Origin of the sequence: Desulfosporosinus sp. OT, from assembly GCF_000224515.1 — a bacterium.
In the GTDB taxonomy this organism is placed as follows: domain Bacteria; phylum Bacillota; class Desulfitobacteriia; order Desulfitobacteriales; family Desulfitobacteriaceae; genus Desulfosporosinus.
Map to the genome: position 1 here is coordinate 45,927 of NZ_AGAF01000167.1, position 19,063 is coordinate 64,989.

The following is a 19,063-nucleotide window of genomic DNA, read 5'->3' on the forward strand; positions in this document are numbered from 1 at the left end:
TCCCCCAAGTCCCTAAGTCCGTAGATGCTTCGCAATCAAAATCCTCTGAATTTGATTTGTTCCTTCATAAATTTGCGTGATCTTGGCATCCCTCATATAACGCTCAACCTTGTATTCCTTACAATAGCCATACCCACCAAAAATTTGCACTGCATCCGTCGTCACCTTCACCGCAGTGTCGCTCGCGAACATCTTGGCCATCGAGGCCTCCTTGCTATAGGGAAGGCCAGCCATCCTGAGAGAGGCGGCCTGATAAACTAGTAGTTTTGATGCTTCAATTTGGGTGGCCATATCTGCAAGCATGAATTGAATCCCTTGGAAGTTGCCAATGGGTTGTTTAAACTGTACCCTTTCCTGTGAATAGGCAAGTGCTGCTTCAAGTGCCGCTTCAGCTATCCCCAAAGCCTGTGCCCCAATCCCGATTCGTCCAGCGTCCAAAAGAAACATGGCAACTTTGAAACCTTGCCCTTCTTCTCCTAATAAATTTTCGACAGGCACACGAGCATCTTCAAAAATCAACTCACACGTTGCCGAGCCATTGAGACCCATTTTCTCTGCCCGTTTCCCCACTTTAAATCCCGGCGTATCCTTATCAACGAGGAAAGCGGAAACCCCATGTGCCCCTCTGTTGCGGTCTGTAGAAGCCATGACCAAATAAATGTCCGCATAACCCGCATTCGAGATGAAACGCTTTTGGCCATTTAAGATATAGAATTCCCCATCACGCCTTGCAGTTGTTTGCAAGCTAGACGCATCCGAACCAGCGTTAGCCTCAGTCAAAGCAAATGCCCCGATATATTCTCCTCCCACGAGCTTGGTCAGATATTTCTGTTTTTGCTCCTCAGTCCCAAAGTAAAGAATCGGGAAACTTTCCACAGACGTATGGACCGTAATAACGGCTGTAGAGGCACAACCTTTGGCAATTTCTTCAATAGCCAAGATATAAGATAAGAAATCAGCACCCATCCCCCCATATTCCTTCGGGATAGAAATACCCATCAATCCGAGCTTTCCCATCTTGCGGATGGTCTCTAAAGGAAACTCATGTGTCTCATCAGTGATCACTGCTTGCGGAATGATTTCCTTCTGAACAAAATCGCGTACCATTTTCTGCATCTTTAATTGGTCGTGGTTAAACTGAAAGTCCATACCTCGCCGCCCTTCTGCCTCTATGCTCCATAAACCTCATGCAGGAGTGAATACCCCCTCTGAGCTACCCCTTATTTCAAAACACATAAGAACAAGAACATATGTCAAATATTCTCTTCTATACTTATCGAACTATTCTCTCTTATTTAACAAAAATCCTTCCTAATGTTCCAACTATTCTGTAATACTCACTCCTATTCCTCCCACCAAGGTCTTGCTGCCTTCTCGTTGTTCTCACTCGCATTTTTCAAACTCGTCCTGTTTCTCTCAAACAATTTGCTCTTAACTACATCACTCTTAACCACGTCGTTCCTAACCAACTCCGGCTCCCAATCGATCAAAGCTTCAGAATCCCCTGCTCCTAAGGATGGCAATCTATCATCATCCTTCTGATCCCAAGACCACTCAACATCCGAACTCTCTTCTGTATCCCACTTCGATCCACGAGTTCCCTGGAATTTTCCTTCAGATCTCTCAGCCCAAAATGAATTCGACGCAGTTTCTCTTTCTTGGAAGCTTTCCTCCGGGCCCCAATCAAATTCACTACTGACATGATCATCAGAGTCATAGCCTGCATAAGAAGGCTTAAAATACGATTGACGCCGTTTTCCTGACCAAGTGCCTGAAACTACTCCTTTAGCACCTCCAGCCCCAACTGCACCTGCTATCAACCCAATAATTGCACCTTCACCAAGGACTTGGATAAAGCCCCAGAGTCGGATCGGCAAAAATAAAGCCAGCAAAAGCGTCCCCACTGCAACATAGCCAACTCCAGTAGCCCCACCCATCCACCATGAACCGCTTTCTTTAGCTGAACGATATCCGCCTACAAGACAACTTGCCAAGAGCCCAATATCCAACAGCCGTGAAGTGCTTAGGCCTCCTAGACCCATAGCACCCCATACAATTCCTGCAAATAGAGTTAAGACCGTAACCATCAAGGCCGTAGTGATTCCTCTTAAGAGGCATGTACCCATTGCTATGTTCCTCCTTTTTTCTAAATTAATAACTCCGAACGCTTAAGTTCTTGTGATTTTCTAAACTCTATCTATGAATACGTTGAACCTGTCCAATACATTCCTCATTATGCCATAATTATCCATTACCACTCTCATTCTTCGGGAATATATTGTAGCATGATACGTGAAAGGGAGGAGTCCTAATGGATTATGTACGATATATTGTGCAAGCAGGCGATACCATTTTTAAAATCGCCAAGGCTTATCATGTCGAAATGGGAGAAATCATTCAACTCAATCATTTAAAGCATCCTGATCGCATTTATGCTGGTCAAGTTCTATTACTCCCTGTCCAGGAGACTCATGAACCGAGTCCTGAGGAAATTCCCGAACCAAATTTTACATATGCCCTGTGGCTCTACGAGGCTTATGCAGGAACGGATTCGGAATTAACTGCCATCACAACCTACCTTTATCAAGCTGTACTGCTTGACCGCCCGGAGTTCGATGCCTTATTACGACCCATTGCTTATGACGAAATCCGGCATCTCGAAAAATTAGCTTTAGCTTTGCGCCATCTAGGGGTCGACCCCAGGTACGGGTCATTAAGTAGTGGCCATTGGGTCGATTGGCGTGCCCGTTTTATCAACTATACCAGTGAACTTTGTGCACTTCTTGACCTGAACATCGAGGATGAGGCCAAAGCACACCGGGAATATCTTGAACTGGCCCACAAAATACCCATTCCAGAAATTCAATGTATCCTGATGGAAATAGCAGCCGATGAGGAACGTCATTACCATCTGTTCTGTCAAGCAAAGCAGCAATATTGTAGCGAATGCGCCCCCTGCCCAACTCCGCCGCCTTGTTCTCCACCACCCATCTATACTCCGATTGAAGACCCCCCAGAAATGCCAGGACCGCATGATGGAGGAAAAGGTTGAAAATTTCTTCTTTCCAGTTGGCGTTCGTTCCGTTATACTAGAAATTGCGTAATCCGCTGTGCCATCTTAACAGAGGTCGGAGATCGGATGTCTGAGGCCAGAGGTCAGATGATATCAACAGTCAGTAAAAATCTGTTAAACTTCAGAAAGGCCATTGCGTATCCCACGCAATGGCCTTTTCTTTTATTTCCTTCCGTAATAATTTTACAAGTTACATACATTAAGAACAGTAGGAGTAGGAGTGATTTGATGAAGCTAAACAAAAGCCGCTGGGCTGATTTTTCGTTACTTTTAGTTGCCTTAGTTTGGGGATCGACCTTTGTCATCGTCAAATGGGCAATTGAGGATCTGCCCCCATTTCCATTCTTAGCGATTCGCTTCGCCCTCGCCTTTATTAGCCTCTTGCCCTTTCTCTGGTTTCAAAAAACACATATCTCCACCAAAGAACTACTTAAAGGAGTGCCCTTGGGGGTCTTTCTGTTCTCCGGGTACGCCTGGCAAACGGTTGGCCTGCAATATACGACCGCGTCCAACGCCGGTTTTATAACGGGACTTTCCATCGTCATTGTCCCTACACTAGTCACTATAACGACTCGCAAGCTGCCGCGTCCCAGTCTACTCCTGGGTATCCTGAGCGCTCTAGTAGGCCTGGCCTTGCTCTCCTTAGGTGATCATTTTCAGCTCAACAAGGGTGACCTCATGGTTCTTGTCTGTGCTTTAAGCTTTGCCCTCCATATTTTCTTTGTCGGACGTTATGCCCCTCAGACAAATGCCACAGTTTTAGCCAGTGTCCAAATCCTTACTGTGAGCATTTTAAGTGGTATTTTCTCACTAATTTTACCTCAACCAACAATTCACTTCACCTCAACTGCCTGGTTGGCCTTATTAGTGACTGCCGTTCCTGCGACCTCACTCGCTTTCTTTGTTCAAACCAAAATGCAGCAATTCACCACTTCAACCCATACTGCCCTCATTTTTTCTATGGAACCCGTATTTTCCGCCGTCACCGCCTTTTTCCTCGCCGGTGAAGTATTTACGCTGAAAGGGCTGACTGGTGCGGGATTGGTTCTAGGGGGCATGTTAATCGCCGAGTTTACTGGATCGGGAAACGAAATACCGTCAAAATGAAAAACAAGTAAAAGGCTCCTCCTATCAAGAGACTGGTCGGAAAAATCGCCCCTTTGCGTCGAAGAGATAAGTAAGGAATCATGGCAGCTCCTAAAGCGAGAAACGCACTCCACAATGCCAGGGCATCCAATTTCCATGGCGTAAGAGCAATGCCGATCGCTGGAATCACGGAACTCTGAAATACCATGGCTCCGGTCAAGTTTCCCATGGCTAGTGTGTCCTTGCCACGACGAATCCAAAGGACACTGTTAAACTTCTCTGGTAACTCTGTGGCAATCGGAGTAATAATTAAAGAGAGCACAAAGACCGGTATTCCAATTGCCACTGCGATAGGCTGCACTGCGTTGACAAAACCCCGTGCTCCAAAAACAATGGCAATTAAGGCCAAAGCGATTTGCACTAAAATCATGAGCAGCGACGGATTGTTGGTCCGTGTTGCCACATAAAGCGGAGCCAAATTTTCCTGCTTATGTCCCCCTTTACTCGCGCGTAAGGTAAGGAAGACATATATTCCATAAGCAGCGAGAAGCGCTAATGCCGCTCCATTCTTAAGCAGTTGACTGGGCAAAAAAGACGCCAGAATAGCCATTGTATAAACAAACAAGAAAAACCCCAAGTCACGTTGAACGACTTTAGCATCCAACTGAAGGGGCAGATTTCTCCGACGGAACAAGAGTGCCGTGAGCCCTGTGATAAAAAAGGCAAGTGTTGCCAACATAAACGGCGCACCCAGAATAGCCCCAATGCCAATATCTGAACCTTCTGTGCCCACTCCCCCACTCAAAAAGGCCATAATAGGAACCATCGTTTCCGGCAAAGCCGTCCCGACAGCAGCAAGAATACTTCCAACAGCTCCGGCCCCTAACTTGAGCTTTTGCCCCAACCATTCAATCCCATTGGTAAACGCTTCTGCCCCTATCAAAATGATACCTAAACTCACAATAAGTAAGCCTATATCTCTCAAATATTTCTCTCCCTTCCTCTCGCAGATCACGTTAGACTTCCCTCTAGTTCCCCGCTCACTCTAAATATACGAGAGAGCTATTTTTTTATGTATGAAACTAGGGAACTTAGCCTTACAACGCTCGCTTACCTGGTCATCACAGATCAAACTAAGACTCGCTTTTGTAAGCGACGAAGTTCCAGGCTGGCTGGGAGAGACGAGTTCAGAGAGGACAACAGGACTCTTTTTAGACGCAAATGGAGACGGCTCACATGGAAGGTGCCGTCTCCCTAATTTTCTTAACAGTCTCTCGACCCAAGCCCATCGCACGCCTCATGATGGCGTGGACTTACTCCAGATTCTTAACCTGAAGGAGTTTAGGGAACATCCGCATCCAGATTACGGCTACAACTATAGTTCCTATACCGCCGATCAACACTGATGGTATAGTACCAAACCAGGAAGCAGTTAATCCTGACTCAAACTCTCCCAGTTGATTTGAGGTTCCAACAAACAACATATTAACCGCGCTAACTCTCCCACGCATTTCATCGGGTGTCTTAAGCTGAACAAGAGAGGACCTGATAACCACACTAATAACGTCTGATGCTCCAAGTACAATGAGCGCAGCGACCGACAAGACGAAAGACGTTGATACAGCAAAAATAATGGTCGCGATTCCAAATACAATGACAGCAATAAACATGATTTTCCCCACACGCTCTCGTAAAGGATGACGTGCTAAAACCGCTGACATCAATAGTGCTCCGACAGCTGGAGCAGCCCGTAGGATTCCCAATCCAACGGGACCGACGTAAAAAATATCCTGAGCATAAATCGGTAATAATGCTGTTGCTCCACCAAGCAACACTGCAAAGAGATCCAGGGATATCGCCCCAAGTAGTTCCGATTTGCTTCGAATGAAGCTAATCCCCGCAAATAACGAACGCCTGTTAATTTCATTACGTTTAAAAGTTGTCCCTCGAATTTGAAGTTGAGAGGCGAACAAACTCGATATTAGAAAAAGTAAGCTAATAACTAAGTAAACCGTCGTAGGACCAAAAACATAGAGAAATCCGCCCAGTGCCGGCCCGATTATTACGGCCGTTTGGGTTAAAGAAGTAGCCCAAGCAATGGCCCGCGAAAAATGTTCAATAGCTACTAAATTAGGCATCAGGGCCTGCATAGTAGGTCCTTCAAACGCATGGACAGTACCAAATAAAAACATAATCACTAGGATGCTTTCTTTGTTGAGCCAACCATAGTAACTTCCTAGAGCTAAGGCTAAAACTCCTGCTCCCTCAACAAATTGACAAACGGTAAGAATTACACGTCGATTATAACGATCAGCTACGTGACCCACCATAAGAGTAAGCAGAACCATGGGTAAGAACTGAACCAAGCCGACAAGGCCAAGATAAAACGAACTTTTAGTAAGTTCATATATTTGCCAGCCTACAATAACAGCCAACATCTGTGAGGCTAACGTAGTGGACACACGTGCAAAACAAATCAAGACAAATGATTTATTACGCAGGAGTTCCATATTTGTATTTAAATTTGATGAATCCATTTTGAACTCCTTTTCATACAAAGATCCTACTGGATAACTTATCTTGAAAAATAACGATGATGATAGCATAAAAAACTAACCTATGTCGTGTTCCATTAAAAAGCAGCCTTACTCTAAGGCAATATACCTTAAAGCAAGGCCACGATATTAAAAATAATTTACGCTTGACACTTTGTAATATTGTACACGACAGCCAATTGAAAAACCCTTACCGTATGCTTTTCTCTTATTTAATATTTCCAGCGAACCTTGCTCCCATTGCAAAGGCCTTTTCACAATCCTTAGGAAATTCTTCTTTCCGTCTCTTGGCTTTCTGAGCTTCATCGAACCCTGTCACAACATATTTAGAATAATCGTTAAACTGATAAGTGTCAGTAACATACAGCACTTCAGGACCCTCAGGGGCTCCAAAAATGCGCCCAATCATATTTTCGGTTCCCTTCAGAACAGGAATGTAGCCCCATTCTTGCATCGTTTTCTCATCTAAATTCATGGTGTATATAAAGCCCACCGGTATCTTCTTCTTGAAAAGAGAAGAGTAGTTTTTATCATACACTAGGTACGGGAATGTCATCCGTTCCATGAATGACCTCATCTCACCCGTAACATTCCCAAAATAGATAGGTGAACCAAGGATAATCGCATCAGCATTATCAATTTTCTCTAGGATCGCGGTCAGGTCATCCTTAACCGCACATTTACCGTAACTTTTTCCATCTTTCAATTTACAGGCAAAACAGCTAATACATCCTTTAAAGTTGAGATCATAAAGATGGACGAGCTCAGTCTTAGCTCCTTGCGCAGCCGCACCTTCTAGTGCTTTATTTAATAAAGTTGCAGTATTTTCATTTTTTCTCGGACTTCCATTAATAGCTAATACGTTCATTACTACTACCTCCCCATTGCATTCGTCGAAAGAAATGTTCTACTTGAGTATATATGACTTCATAGCAAAAGGTAAGTATGTACTTTTATGTAAGGTACTATGCAAAAGGAAAGTAGCTATGGCAAGGACAGTTAATCACAAATGTAACCGCAAGCAAACTAAAGAAGTCATCAGAACTTTCCTGTTCCATGCTGCTCAATCACTCACATTCCGTACCTCGGACGCAGTGTGAGTAGAGTAAGCCCTGGCGACCGACCTCAAACGATGAACTAAAGTCATGCAAATTATGCAACCTAGAACCCGCCCCCCAGCCAGCTTTATTTCTGACGGTGCACATAAAAGTGCCGTCTCCCACATTCCGTTCCTCGGACCCCAGCCCAGGACGCAGTGTGACACGAGCGTGAGGTCTCTATGTAAGCAGAACAGTAAACTTCCGTTCAAGCGACCGACCCCAAAGACGGGGCAGCGCACAAGGACGTGCGCTGCCGCCAATGCGCCAAGGTCCCTTCTCGCCGTCCTTGGCTTCAGGGACACTCGGCCATCCTGCAAGAAGGCTAATACGTGCGAAGACAGTGTCTTCGGGCCAGCGGATGGCGCTTTTGGCACGATAGTCTCCAGTGACGATAGTCTCCAGTGGAGACTATCGCCGAAGCCGTGATCCCCAAAGGAATACCTACCGGCGTAGGATTAATATCGCCGAAGCCGCGATCCCGAAAGGAATACTTTCCGGCGTAGGATGAACCCCGCTCCCCATAGCCGGGAGCTTGAACGGTTAGTTTGCTCTGCGTCGTAGGCACCGAGCGCTGTGTCACACAAGTCCCAGAATCTCTTCAAACGCCTCGTGCAATTCTTTTACCCCGACCCCCGATTCAGCTGAAAAAGGCAGAATCAGAGAGACATCTGGAACATCTAACGCCTTGGCTATAACATTCAAGTGTTTGGGCCACTGTCCACGCGAAACCTTATCTACCTTCGTCGCTACAACCAAGGTTGGAACTTCCATCGTACGTAACCACTGCTGCATTTCAATATCTTCGATACTCGGCGCATGGCGGATATCTACAATTTGAAGCACCGCCCGCAGCGACTCCCGCTTCTTAAGATACGTTTCCATCATAGGACCCCATTGTGCATTTACTGTCTTGGCGACTTTAGCATAGCCGTAACCCGGTAAATCGACAAGAAACCAAGCATCATTGACACTGTAGAAATTGAGAGTTTGCGTTTTTCCGGGTGTATTCCCCGTCCGCGCAAGGTTACGGCGCCCTAGAAATTTGTTAATTAGCGAGGATTTACCCACATTTGACCGTCCAGCCATCGCAATCTCGGGTAAGCCACCGACAGGGTACTGATCGTGTTTAACAGCAGACGCCACATATTCTGCTTTCCGGATAACTATCAAGGTTTCACCATCTTTCTAAAAACGGATAGACAGATGCCCTGATACTGGGCATCTGTCTAATTAATTCATAACCCAACGCCATGCAACCGGTCGAAGGTGCAATGTGACCTCTTCTTAATCGTTCATCCGCGCTTACGATTTCCACACAGGCGCTTCCTCTGGTCTTGAATCTGTAACTGGTATTCCCTCTTTAGTAAAGACGGAATGACTTGGGACTGAAACATCTGCTCCGGGAACTTCATCCGAATGGGCCAGCGGTAAGAGAGCAAGTTTCAGCACGTCTTCAATCCGACTAACAAAGTGGAATTCCAGCAATTTACGAACATTCTCCGGCACATCTTCCAGATCCTTGCGATTTTCCTCTGGAAGGAGCACGACTTTACTTCCAGCCCGATGAGCTGCCAAGACTTTTTCTTTTACACCACCGATAGGCAAAACGTTGCCACGCAAGGTTATTTCACCAGTCATGGCGAGATCTGCGCGCACCGCTCGCTTGGACAGGGCAGAGGCCATCGCCGTTGCCATGGTTACTCCAGCGGAAGGACCATCTTTAGGAATAGCGCCTTCCGGGACATGAATGTGGAGGTCTGTGCGATCATAAAAGTCTTCTTCTATTCCCAGTTCAAGTGCATAGGCTCGAATAAAGGTCCAAGCCGCTTGGGCGGATTCTTTCATCACATCTCCCAATTGACCAGTTAACGTCAGTCTTCCTTTGCCTGGCAATGGAGTTACCTCAACGGTTAAAACGACTCCACCGACTTCCGTGAACGCCAATCCCGTTACAGCACCGATTTCAGGAGCCTTCGCCGCTACTTGGAAGTGGTAACGAGGCACACCCAGCGCTTTCCCGAGATCTTCAACTGTCAAAGCATGCGGTTCCCATTCCTTTTTCACCCAGAGAATGGCTATTTTACGACAAAGATTAGCTACCTCTCGTTCTAGGTTCCGTACTCCCGATTCTCGCGTATAGCCCTGAACCAGCTTGAGAAGAACCTCGTCATCCATGGTTACGACATCTGGTTTTAGTCCATGTGATTCCATCTGCTTTGGTACGAGGTAACGCTTAGCAATATTGACCTTCTCATCTTCTGTATACCCACTGAGGGTGATGACCTCCATCCGATCCAAGAGTGGACGAGGAATCGTGTGCAATGTATTGGCGGTCAACACAAAAAGTGTTTGCGATAGATCGAAAGGAACTTCCATGTAATGATCTGTGAAGGTACTATTTTGTTCAGGATCAAGAACCTCTAGCAGAGCAGAAGCGGGATCCCCCCGGAAATCTGAGGTCATCTTATCTATTTCATCCAGGAGAAAAACCGAATTGCGTGTCCCTGCCGTCCGAACCCCCTGAATAATCCGTCCGGGTAATGCCCCGATATATGTGCGGCGATGCCCTCTAATCTCAGCCTCATCTCGTAACCCGCCCAAGGACATACGTACGAATTTGCGATCTAATGACCGGGCAATGGATTTAGCTAAGGATGTTTTGCCAACTCCCGGCGGACCTACTAAACATAGAATCGGACTTTTCATTTTGGGTGTCAGTTTGCGAATCGCCAGAAACTCCAGAATCCGTTCCTTTATTTTCTCTAAACCGTAGTGATCCTCGTTTAAAATATCTTCAGCCTTTTGTAAATCAATCTTATCTTTCGATGCCTTTCCCCAAGGAAGGGCGAGAATCCAGTCTAGATAAGTACGTACAACCGTACCCTCAGCTGAGGACGGAGGCATTTTTTCAAGGCGTTCAATTTCTTTGAGTGCTTTTTGCTCAACCTCTTTGGGGCACTTAGCCTTAGCTACCTTTTCTCGGTATTCCTCTGCCTCAACCAGACGCTCATCTTTATCCCCAAGTTCTTTCTGGATGGCTTTCATTTGCTCCCGTAAATAGTATTCCTTTTGTGCCTTATCCATTTGCTTGCGTACTCGTTGACCAATCCGTCGTTCCAATTCCATGATCTCGATTTCACGCATTATAAGTTCTGTCAAACGTTCCAAACGCACCTCAATCACCATTGCTTCCAGAATCGTTTGCTTATCGGGCACTTTAAGGTTAAGGTGGGAAGCTACGATATCGGCTAATTGGCCTGGTTCCTCCACCGCTAAAACCGTTCCTAAGGTTTCTACAGGGACGCGTTTACTAAGCTTAGCATACTCTTCAAACTGATGAGTCATGCCGCGAATTAACGTTTCTAATTCCGTCGTAAGGGCTCTCTTTTCCTCAGAAAATTCTTCGACGCGTACCTTGAAATACTTGTCTTCCTCTAAGAATTCGAGTACCCGCCCCCGCGAAATACCTTCAACCAAGACACGCATGGTGCCTCCGGGAAGTTTTAAAAGTTGCTTGATTTCTGCTACCGTACCCATAGAATACAGATCGTCTGGGTTTGGTGAATCAATCTCTGTCTCCTTTTGGGAAGCCAAAAGAATAATTCGATCACTGAGCATGGCCTCCTCAATCGCAGCCATGGAGCGTTCTCTACCTACATCCAGATGAATAACCATATACGGGAAAACTAAAATTCCACGTAACGGGAGTAACGGTAATTCGCGTTCTTTTGTCACTAATATCCCCCCTATTGAAAAAATAAACGAGAATCAGTCGTACACCAAACCATTATTCGCAAAAAAGACACACTAGAGCTAGTGTGCCAAACTTATTCTTGAACTATTCTAACATGTTTTGCCCCGTTCAGGCAAATTCAGGGCTACGTTGTTTACGACTTTGTTAAGTGCTAAATCCAGACAATTTAAAACCTCTTCAAGTGGAGGACGCATCTCCGTCTTTTCAAGTTTAATATCTGAGGCAATGGATAATTCTAAAACCTGAGAGAGTTCTTCTACTGGTATAACTTCGATTTCTCTGTTTAATTCCGCAAAGCGTTCCTGCCAGTTTTCCTTGGGAATCAGTACCCGTTGGCATCCGGCCTGCTTCGCTGCTTCAATCTTAGCTGCCACACCACCCACGGGTTTGACACGTCCTCTAATAGAAAGTTCCCCAGTCATAGCTATGTAATTATCCACCTTTTGCTGGCGAATTGCAGATACGATTGCCGTCGCAATAGCAATCCCGGCGGATGGTCCATCGACAGGCCCGCCGCCTGGAAAATTCACGTGCAGATCGAAGTTCCGAGGTTCAATTCCCATTTGCCGCCTTAAAACGGTCAAGACATTTTCCACTGAACTGCGAGCCATGCTCTTGCGGCGTGTTTTCTTACCTTCACTCCCTTGTTCTTCTTCCTCGACGATTCCGGTCACCAAAAGCACACCTGTGCCCGAAGCTACCGGCAGGGCAGTTACTTCCAACTCCAGAAGCATTCCCATATTGGGTCCGTATACGGCCAGACCATTAACCACTCCCATACTAGCTTCGGTCGGTATTTTTCTATCGGGCCGCGGCACATATTGCCCGGTTGTGACGACCCATTCTACAATATCCACGTCGACCTGCGCTAACTGATCTGTTAAAGCGACTCCGGCTGCTAACTGGACCATATTAACGGCCTCACGGCCATTAGCGGCAAACTGTTTGATGACCTCAAGCGCAGCCGGGGTAATGGGCATTTCCATCTTTGCCGCGGCCACTTGAGCGATTTCCGCGATTTCGTCGGGAAGCAAGCCTCGAAAATAGACTTCCATGCAGCGGGAACGAATCGCTGGCGGAATTTCTTCAGGACTGCGTGTCGTTGCCCCCACAAGGCGAAAATCTGCGGGCAGGCCGTTTTGAAAAATATCATGAATATGTTGGGGAATATTGGGATCTTCAGAACTATAATAGGCACTTTCAAGAATTACTTTGCGATCCTCTAAAACCTTTAAAAGTTTGTTAATTTGAATTGGATGAAGTTCTCCTATTTCATCAATAAAAAGCAGCCCGCCATGCGCTTTGGTAACCGCCCCTTGTTTTGGTTGAGGAATTCCCGCTAAGCCCATGGCTCCGGCCCCTTGGTATATCGGATCATGCACTGAACCAATCAAAGGATCGGCGATCCCTCGTTCATCAAAGCGGGCAGTTGCTCCATCAATTTCAGTGAAGTGAGCGTTTTCCTTAAACGGAGACAGAGAGTTCTTTTTAGCTTCTTCCAAGATTAACCGGGCTGCGGCAGTTTTACCCACACCAGGAGCTCCATAGATCAGGACATGTTGTGGGTTCGGACCACATAAAGCAGCTCGCAATGCTTTGATCCCCTCTTTTTGCCCGATAATCTCATCAAAATGAACTGGACGTGTTTTTTCAGACAAAGGAGTAGTTAAAGCAATCCTGCGCATAGTTTGTAATTTTTCAAGTTCCTTACGTGACTCTCGTTCAATCGAGACCTTATTTCCCTGTTGAGTCTTGAGCATACCCCAAAAATAAAGCCCGATAACAACGGCGAAAACCAACTGGACAACCATGACTATTCCACTTAGACCATTCATCATGTACTCATTTCCTCCCTGTAATATCCCTTGTGTTAGTATTGCCACAGGGTGGAAAATAAAACATCAAAATGGCAAAGTACAATAAAAACACCAGAGTAACTCAACAGCTACTCCGGTGTTTTATATTTTTAGGACACTTATTTAGATGAAGTCCAACTAAACTCAAACCTCGCCTAAGCAGACTCTTCCTTCTTGTTGCCTTTTTTGACTTTATCCGTCATAACGAGCAAAGGTTCTTCTTTCTTCAGGACTACCTCATGCGTAATGACACATTTCATGACATCATTGCGTGAAGGTAGGTCGTACATCACATTGAGCATGAGTTCCTCAACAATAGCCCTCAGACCGCGTGCTCCGGTATTCCGGCGAATCGCTTCCGTAGCAATCGAGGCGAGTGCCGCCTCTTTAAACTCCAAGGTTACACCGTCAAGCTCCATCAACTTTTGATATTGCTTAACCAGGGCATTCTTAGGTTCAGTTAAGATACGAACCAACGCTGCTTCATCCAGTGCCTCAAGGGTTACAATTACGGGCAGACGTCCAACAAACTCAGGGATTAGCCCAAATTTTTGCAGGTCTGACGGTAAAATTTCTTTCAGAACTTCGCCGATCTTCCGATCCGCTTTGTTTTGAATGTTGGCGCCGAAACCCATGGTCTTTTGACCCGATCGGTTTTGAATAATTTTTTCAATTCCGTCAAAGGCTCCGCCGACAATAAACAAGATATTGGTGGTATCCAACTGAATAAATTCCTGATGAGGATGCTTACGACCACCTTGCGGGGGCACACTAGCAACCGTCCCTTCAAGAATCTTCAACAATGCCTGCTGAACCCCTTCTCCAGATACATCACGTGTAATGGAAGGGTTTTCAGACTTACGAGCGATCTTATCGATTTCGTCGATATATACAATACCTTTTTCCGCTTTTTCGACATCATAGTCAGCCGCTTGAATCAATTTGAGTAGGATATTCTCTACGTCCTCACCAACATAACCTGCTTCTGTGAGTGAAGTGGCATCCGCAATAGCAAAGGGAACATTAAGAACTTTAGCTAGAGTCGAGGCCAACAAAGTCTTTCCTGAACCTGTGGGTCCCAGCATAACGATGTTTGACTTTTGCAATTCAACATCATCAATTTTCATGCCCAGGTTGATCCGTTTGTAATGGTTGTATACTGCGACAGAAAGTGACTTCTTGGCTTGTTCTTGACCAATAACGTATTGATCAATAATTGCCCGAATTTCTTTCGGTTTCAGTATATCCCCGATTTCAACGCCCAAGTCGTCAGTTAACTCTTCTTCAATAATCTCGTTGCAGAGTTCAATACATTCATCACAAATGTAAACGCCTGGACCGGCAACCAACTTCTTGACTTGCTCCTGAGTCTTACCGCAAAATGAACACTTTAGTTGATTTTTGTCGTCAGTGTACTTTGCCATCCTCTCACCTCTATACCTCAGAATTTCCCTCACGCCGTTGTCTTATGCGTTCTGCTCTACTAAAAAGTTGACCGTCTTCTCGCTAATCAAACTTTGTTTATAGAACCCGAGCTCCCCACGCGCAATGAGGGACTGTTTGAGCAATTGAGCATCTTGTTTGTATTGCTCACCAAGTTTTTTAATCTCTTCGTTTACTTCGTCTTCCGTGACCCCAATTCCTTCTGCTTTGGCAATAGCTTCTAAAACTAAATCAGTTTTGACACTTTCCACAGCTTGAGGACGCAGGCGTTCCTTCATAACTTCCTCAGTCGAATTAGTATACATGAAATACTGTTCAAGTGTCATTCCCTGCTGAGCGATATTACGACTTAAGTCATCCATCATTACCTTAATTCTTTCAGTAACCATCACTTCAGGAATTTCGACGCTAGCATTGTCAACTACTTTAGAGACGACCGTCTTAAGTTGATTCGTTTTAGCCAGTGATTCACTATGCATCAATAATTTATTCCGCAAATCGGTTTTCAATTCATCCAGTGTCTCAAATTCACTGACATCTTTGGCAAATTCATCATCAAGCACCGACAATTCTTTGCGTTGGATTTTCTTGATGTCTGTTTTAAAGACTGCTTCCTGCCCTGCCAGCTCTGCACTATGATATTCAGCGGGGAAGGTAACGTTGACATCAACATGTTGTCCAACTTCAGCTCCGATTAAACCTTCTTCAAAACCTGGAATAAAGGTACCCGAACCAATAACTAATTCATAACCCGCTGCTTTGCCACCTACAAAAGGAACACCATCTTTTAAGCCTTCAAAGTCAATGGTGACGGTATCCTCGTTTTCCACTGTACCGGTTTCAAGGGTTATAAGGCGGGCATGTTGTTGTTGTTTGTTTTTCAGTTCTTCCATAACTTGCTCTTCTGTTACGCTAGCTGCATCTTGTTCAATGTGAAGACCTTTATATTCTCCCAATTCAACTTCAGGCTTCACCATGACTTTTGCTTTGAAAATGAGGTCCTTGCCCTCTTCAATTTGTACCAAGTCTACTTCAGGACGGTCCACTGGCTCGATGCCACTTTCGACAACAGCATCAGCATAAGCAGGTCCAATCAATTGATCCAATGCTTCATCATAAAGGGCTTCCTTCCCTAGATGAAGTTCAACCATACGGCGGGGTGCTTTACCTTTACGAAACCCTGGAACATTAACTTTCTTCGCTAAATTCTTCGCAGCTTGGTTTACAGCAGCGACAAATTTTTCAGCTTCAACGGTCACTTCTAAAGCGACAATATTTTTTTCTGTTTTTTCAACTGTAACTGACATATATTCTCCCCCTTAAAACACTATTTACTCTATGTGCAAGGCAGCTGCGGGACACTTCGATAGTCTTACCGATTTTTCAAGACTACAAACCCCTACTTAAGCCAAATACATCAAAGAAACTTGCTTGTACCAAACCTTAGCCAAGGATGGCTGGATGCCAAAAATTCTTTTCAGATTCGGTATAATAACCTAAAATCTACCTAAAGGGGGAACATTTCGTTCCCCCTTTTACGAGTCAACGTTTTAATTTACAACGTTTGGAGCTAAATCTAACAAATTTCCTAGCCAATTATACCAGACTTATTCTCCGTAATCAAATTCAAAAATCCGCTCTAGCTTCTCTTTACTTATCCACACCAACATTGTCTTATTCCCAAGTCGCTCATTGTTGCGATTTTTCCCAGCTGGATGATAAACACGCATAATCATTTTTTGTAGCCAAACAATCCCTCGGTTTTTCAGGGTGTCCGGTAAATCCTGTACATTAAACCCAAATCGTTTAACCCCCCGGTGAAATAACGTCTGGGCTACAAAAACCTTTATGTTGTCATAAGTCCGCTCTTGAGCCACATACCGAGCCAAACCCGGCAAAGATTCACGGACTTGGTGCATGGCTTTGAGTGCAGTCTGCTGCATATCCTGACCCTTTGCTTGTAGCCGAATATTATCGAAATGGATTTCAGCCACCAGGTCCCCTTTTTCAGCTAATATTTGCCCATCTTCGGCATGCAGCTTAGGCCCACCATACATACTCTTCTCTAAACGAAAAATATTGGCGGCATCAATTCGTTCAACACTGTGTCTCTTCGCATAGTAGTGCTCCCACTTTTCCCAGACTCGAAACGTTAATCTTTTCCCTAGCTTCCAATCTGGAAATTCCAAAGGAACAATAGGCAGCTTCAGCTCCCGAACTATCTGTTCACACAACCGCTCCAAGGCTAAGATCGAGTTTTTTCGAGCACCGAATTCTCCGCCACTGTCATGCAGAACTATGATCGTCCCTTCATTTGTATCCTTAAGAATTCGCTCAGTGATTTCTTCCGGCGTCCGTCGGGCCTCCCAGTCATGTCCTTCGGCATTCCAGGACACAGCACGCATCTTGTGTCGCTTAAGCCACCACCATGTCATAAGATTGAAGGTCCCCCAAGGTGGGCGCATCCATGTTATTCTATCCTCCCAAAGTCGTTCTAAAATACGAACGCTTTCCGTCCATTCCTGAGAAGTTCTCCAAGGAGAGGCAAACCAAGCATAGCGGTGATTAAGGGAGTGCACTCCGATTAGATGTCCTTCATCTTTGATCCGCCGAATGAGTTCCGGAAACTCTTTGGCCTTTTCCGCAACCACAAAAAACGTAGCACATACCTGATGCTTTCTTAAAACCTCAAGAACCTGTGGGGTAAATTCCGGATCAGGCCCATCATCAAAGGTCAGAGCAACGCCCGGACTAAATTGACGTTTCCAACTCCCTATTCCCAAGCGGTGCAGAAGCAAATCAGGAATGACCGTATATAATGCCAGTAACCCCAGAACGAAACTCAAAAGCATATATCCCAAGCTCATGCTTTTCTCCTCATACTCATATTTATAGCACCATAGAGTCAAAAGCACTATTACAAAGAGAGCACATGACCCTAACCAATCCTTTGTGTGTTCTGAGGCTTCTCTAGCAGCTGCAACATGCCCTCAACCGCATGTTCCGCTGTCCGACCAGTCACGGCTTTTGCGGCTGCTCGGCGCATCCATTCTAGATCCTTCGGATGTTGCAGAAGAGTAAAGATTATGTTTTCCAATTCTTCTTCATTCTTGGCCACCCGACCAGCTCCGATCCCTTCTAGATAAGTTGCGTTTTCTTCTTCCTGGCCGGGTATCGGCCTGAAAATGACCAAAGGCACCCGTTTGGTCAACGCCTCAGCAACTGTTAAGCCACCGGCCTTCGTAATAATCATATCCGCAGCACTCATCAATTCCTCGACATTCTTGACAAATCCAAATCGAGCGACAGGATTTCTCCCTTCCTCCAGCAAAGGATCGAGAGCTTTATAAAGTTTTTCATCTCGTCCACAAACGATAATACTTTGCACGGGGACAGTCGTCTCGGCTAGAATCTTACAGATCCATTTTGCCCCACCCAAAACGCCATAGGCTCCCCCCATGACCAGAACCGTGGGAAGATGGGGTTTCAACTCTAGTTTATTTAAGATTTCCTGGCGATCTAATTGCCATTCAAACTTCGGGCTCACTGGAATCCCCGTAACTATAATCGCATTAGGCTTAATCCCTCGGGACACCAACCCGTTGTAAACACTCTGACACCCTACAATATATAGGTCAACTCCTGGGTGAATCCATTGGCTGTGCACCGCGTAATCTGTCACGATGGTAACTAGAGGGACATTTAAAATCCCTTTTAGCCTCTGTTGCGCCAAAACTCCCGCTACCGTCGGATAAGTACAAATTACGAGATCTGGTTGTAACGCTTGAATAAATTTCACAAACTCACGTCGTCCCAAACCGTTTAAAAAGCGTTGGAATAAGGAATCCGGGGGAATTTTGGACGTTCGGTAGTAAAATTTACCCCATAATTTTGGTGTATGCTTGATTAGCTCAATGTAGGTACTCTTAATAACGGAATTGAACGTCTTACTAAGGAATGCCCCAAAATCCAAATGCGTAATTTCTACGTTCGGCCTTTGGGCACGTAACGCTTCAATAATTGCTTCAGCCGCTCGCACATGACCGGCGCCAAACGACGCCGAAAAGATCAACACACTCAATTGTTCCATGTACAAACCTCCTTAATTAGAATTCTGCCCTCTAAAGAGTAAAAGATACCTCCCGACTCTAAAGTTAATGCCACTAGATTTGTACTTCTATGCGTTTCTATGGCTC

Annotated in this window: 16 protein-coding genes; 2 read left to right on the top strand and 14 right to left on the bottom strand. The window is 45.4% G+C overall.

The features are described from left to right. Positions 1-12 precede the first annotated feature (12 nt). Together DOT_RS15765 and DOT_RS15770 are read right to left on the bottom strand one after the other, a co-directional pair. Positions 13-1,149, bottom strand: a complete 1,137-nt coding sequence (locus DOT_RS15765; RefSeq protein WP_009620769.1) for an acyl-CoA dehydrogenase — start codon at positions 1,147-1,149, stop codon at positions 13-15. Positions 1,150-1,343: 194 nt separating this feature from the next. After that, positions 1,344-2,126 (bottom strand): TIGR04086 family membrane protein, encoded by a 783-nt coding sequence (locus DOT_RS15770; protein ID WP_009620771.1) that lies wholly within the window; start codon positions 2,124-2,126, stop codon positions 1,344-1,346. Between the two features lie 185 nt (positions 2,127-2,311). Between DOT_RS15770 and DOT_RS15775 the strand changes: the two genes are divergently transcribed. Then, complete coding sequence (locus DOT_RS15775) at positions 2,312-3,052, top strand: LysM peptidoglycan-binding domain-containing protein (protein ID WP_009620773.1); 741 nt, start codon at positions 2,312-2,314, stop codon at positions 3,050-3,052. 249 nt (positions 3,053-3,301) lie between these two features. Then, positions 3,302-4,180 (top strand): DMT family transporter, encoded by an 879-nt coding sequence (locus DOT_RS15780; protein ID WP_009620774.1) that lies wholly within the window; start codon positions 3,302-3,304, stop codon positions 4,178-4,180. On the opposite strand, the gene DOT_RS15785 is transcribed toward DOT_RS15780, so the two are convergent. The 12 genes from DOT_RS15785 to DOT_RS15830 form a co-directional block, all read right to left on the bottom strand. Further along, positions 4,146-5,144, bottom strand: a complete 999-nt coding sequence (locus DOT_RS15785; protein ID WP_009620775.1) for a sodium:calcium antiporter — start codon at positions 5,142-5,144, stop codon at positions 4,146-4,148. The genes DOT_RS15780 and DOT_RS15785 overlap by 35 nt on opposite strands. 328 nt (positions 5,145-5,472) lie before the next feature. Then, the gene (locus DOT_RS15790; protein ID WP_009620776.1) at positions 5,473-6,696 is read right to left on the bottom strand and encodes an MFS transporter; all 1,224 of its coding nucleotides are present in this window, start codon (positions 6,694-6,696) and stop codon (positions 5,473-5,475) included. 226 nt (positions 6,697-6,922) lie between these two features. Further along, positions 6,923-7,582, bottom strand: a complete 660-nt coding sequence (locus tag DOT_RS15795) for a flavodoxin family protein (protein WP_009620777.1) — start codon at positions 7,580-7,582, stop codon at positions 6,923-6,925. 554 nt (positions 7,583-8,136) lie between these two features. Next, positions 8,137-8,394, bottom strand: a complete 258-nt coding sequence (locus DOT_RS29805; protein ID WP_139024227.1) for a hypothetical protein — start codon at positions 8,392-8,394, stop codon at positions 8,137-8,139. Beyond that, positions 8,391-8,984 (bottom strand): ribosome biogenesis GTP-binding protein YihA/YsxC, encoded by a 594-nt coding sequence (gene yihA, locus DOT_RS15800; protein ID WP_040412426.1) that lies wholly within the window; start codon positions 8,982-8,984, stop codon positions 8,391-8,393. Before yihA ends, DOT_RS29805 begins: the two co-directional genes overlap by 4 nt. A 4-nt stretch (positions 8,985-8,988) precedes the next feature. Further along, a complete protein-coding gene (locus DOT_RS30540; RefSeq protein ID WP_157998470.1) occupies positions 8,989-9,129 on the bottom strand; it encodes a hypothetical protein in 141 nt (46 codons plus the stop codon). After that, positions 9,117-11,549 carry an endopeptidase La gene (gene lon, locus DOT_RS15805; protein ID WP_009620779.1) on the bottom strand — a complete coding sequence of 811 codons (2,433 nt, stop codon included), beginning with the start codon at positions 11,547-11,549 and terminating at the stop codon, positions 9,117-9,119. The genes DOT_RS30540 and lon overlap by 13 nt, the downstream gene beginning before the upstream one ends. A gap of 108 nt (positions 11,550-11,657) precedes the next feature. Then, positions 11,658-13,403, bottom strand: a complete 1,746-nt coding sequence (gene lonB / locus DOT_RS15810) for an ATP-dependent protease LonB (protein WP_009620780.1) — start codon at positions 13,401-13,403, stop codon at positions 11,658-11,660. Between the two features lie 176 nt (positions 13,404-13,579). Further along, complete coding sequence (clpX, locus tag DOT_RS15815; protein WP_009620787.1) at positions 13,580-14,848, bottom strand: ATP-dependent Clp protease ATP-binding subunit ClpX; 1,269 nt, start codon at positions 14,846-14,848, stop codon at positions 13,580-13,582. Positions 14,849-14,890: 42 nt separating this feature from the next. Continuing rightward, complete coding sequence (gene tig, locus DOT_RS15820; RefSeq protein WP_009620789.1) at positions 14,891-16,174, bottom strand: trigger factor; 1,284 nt, start codon at positions 16,172-16,174, stop codon at positions 14,891-14,893. Between the two features lie 300 nt (positions 16,175-16,474). Next, a complete protein-coding gene (locus DOT_RS15825) occupies positions 16,475-17,734 on the bottom strand; it encodes a polysaccharide deacetylase family protein (protein WP_009620791.1) in 1,260 nt (419 codons plus the stop codon). Between the two features lie 71 nt (positions 17,735-17,805). Further along, a complete protein-coding gene (locus DOT_RS15830) occupies positions 17,806-18,957 on the bottom strand; it encodes a glycosyltransferase (RefSeq protein WP_009620793.1) in 1,152 nt (383 codons plus the stop codon). Between the last annotated feature and the right edge of the window lie 106 nt (positions 18,958-19,063).

Bases quoted from the DNA above. Each gene is read 5' to 3' on its own strand.
- DOT_RS15775 (WP_009620773.1), top strand. From the start codon at position 2,312: ATGGATTATGTACGATATATTGTGCAAGCAGGCGATACCATTTTTAAA.
- DOT_RS15765 (WP_009620769.1), bottom strand. From the start codon at position 1,149: ATGGACTTTCAGTTTAACCACGACCAATTAAAGATGCAGAAAATGGTA.
- DOT_RS15780 (WP_009620774.1), top strand. From the start codon at position 3,302: ATGAAGCTAAACAAAAGCCGCTGGGCTGATTTTTCGTTACTTTTAGTT.
- lonB (WP_009620780.1), bottom strand. From the start codon at position 13,403: ATGAATGGTCTAAGTGGAATAGTCATGGTTGTCCAGTTGGTTTTCGCC.
- clpX (WP_009620787.1), bottom strand. From the start codon at position 14,848: ATGGCAAAGTACACTGACGACAAAAATCAACTAAAGTGTTCATTTTGC.
- DOT_RS15830 (WP_009620793.1), bottom strand. From the start codon at position 18,957: ATGGAACAATTGAGTGTGTTGATCTTTTCGGCGTCGTTTGGCGCCGGT.
- DOT_RS15795 (WP_009620777.1), bottom strand. From the start codon at position 7,582: ATGAACGTATTAGCTATTAATGGAAGTCCGAGAAAAAATGAAAATACT.
- DOT_RS15770 (WP_009620771.1), bottom strand. From the start codon at position 2,126: ATGGGTACATGCCTCTTAAGAGGAATCACTACGGCCTTGATGGTTACG.
- tig (WP_009620789.1), bottom strand. From the start codon at position 16,174: ATGTCAGTTACAGTTGAAAAAACAGAAAAAAATATTGTCGCTTTAGAA.
- DOT_RS15790 (WP_009620776.1), bottom strand. From the start codon at position 6,696: ATGGATTCATCAAATTTAAATACAAATATGGAACTCCTGCGTAATAAA.
- DOT_RS15825 (WP_009620791.1), bottom strand. From the start codon at position 17,734: ATGAGCTTGGGATATATGCTTTTGAGTTTCGTTCTGGGGTTACTGGCA.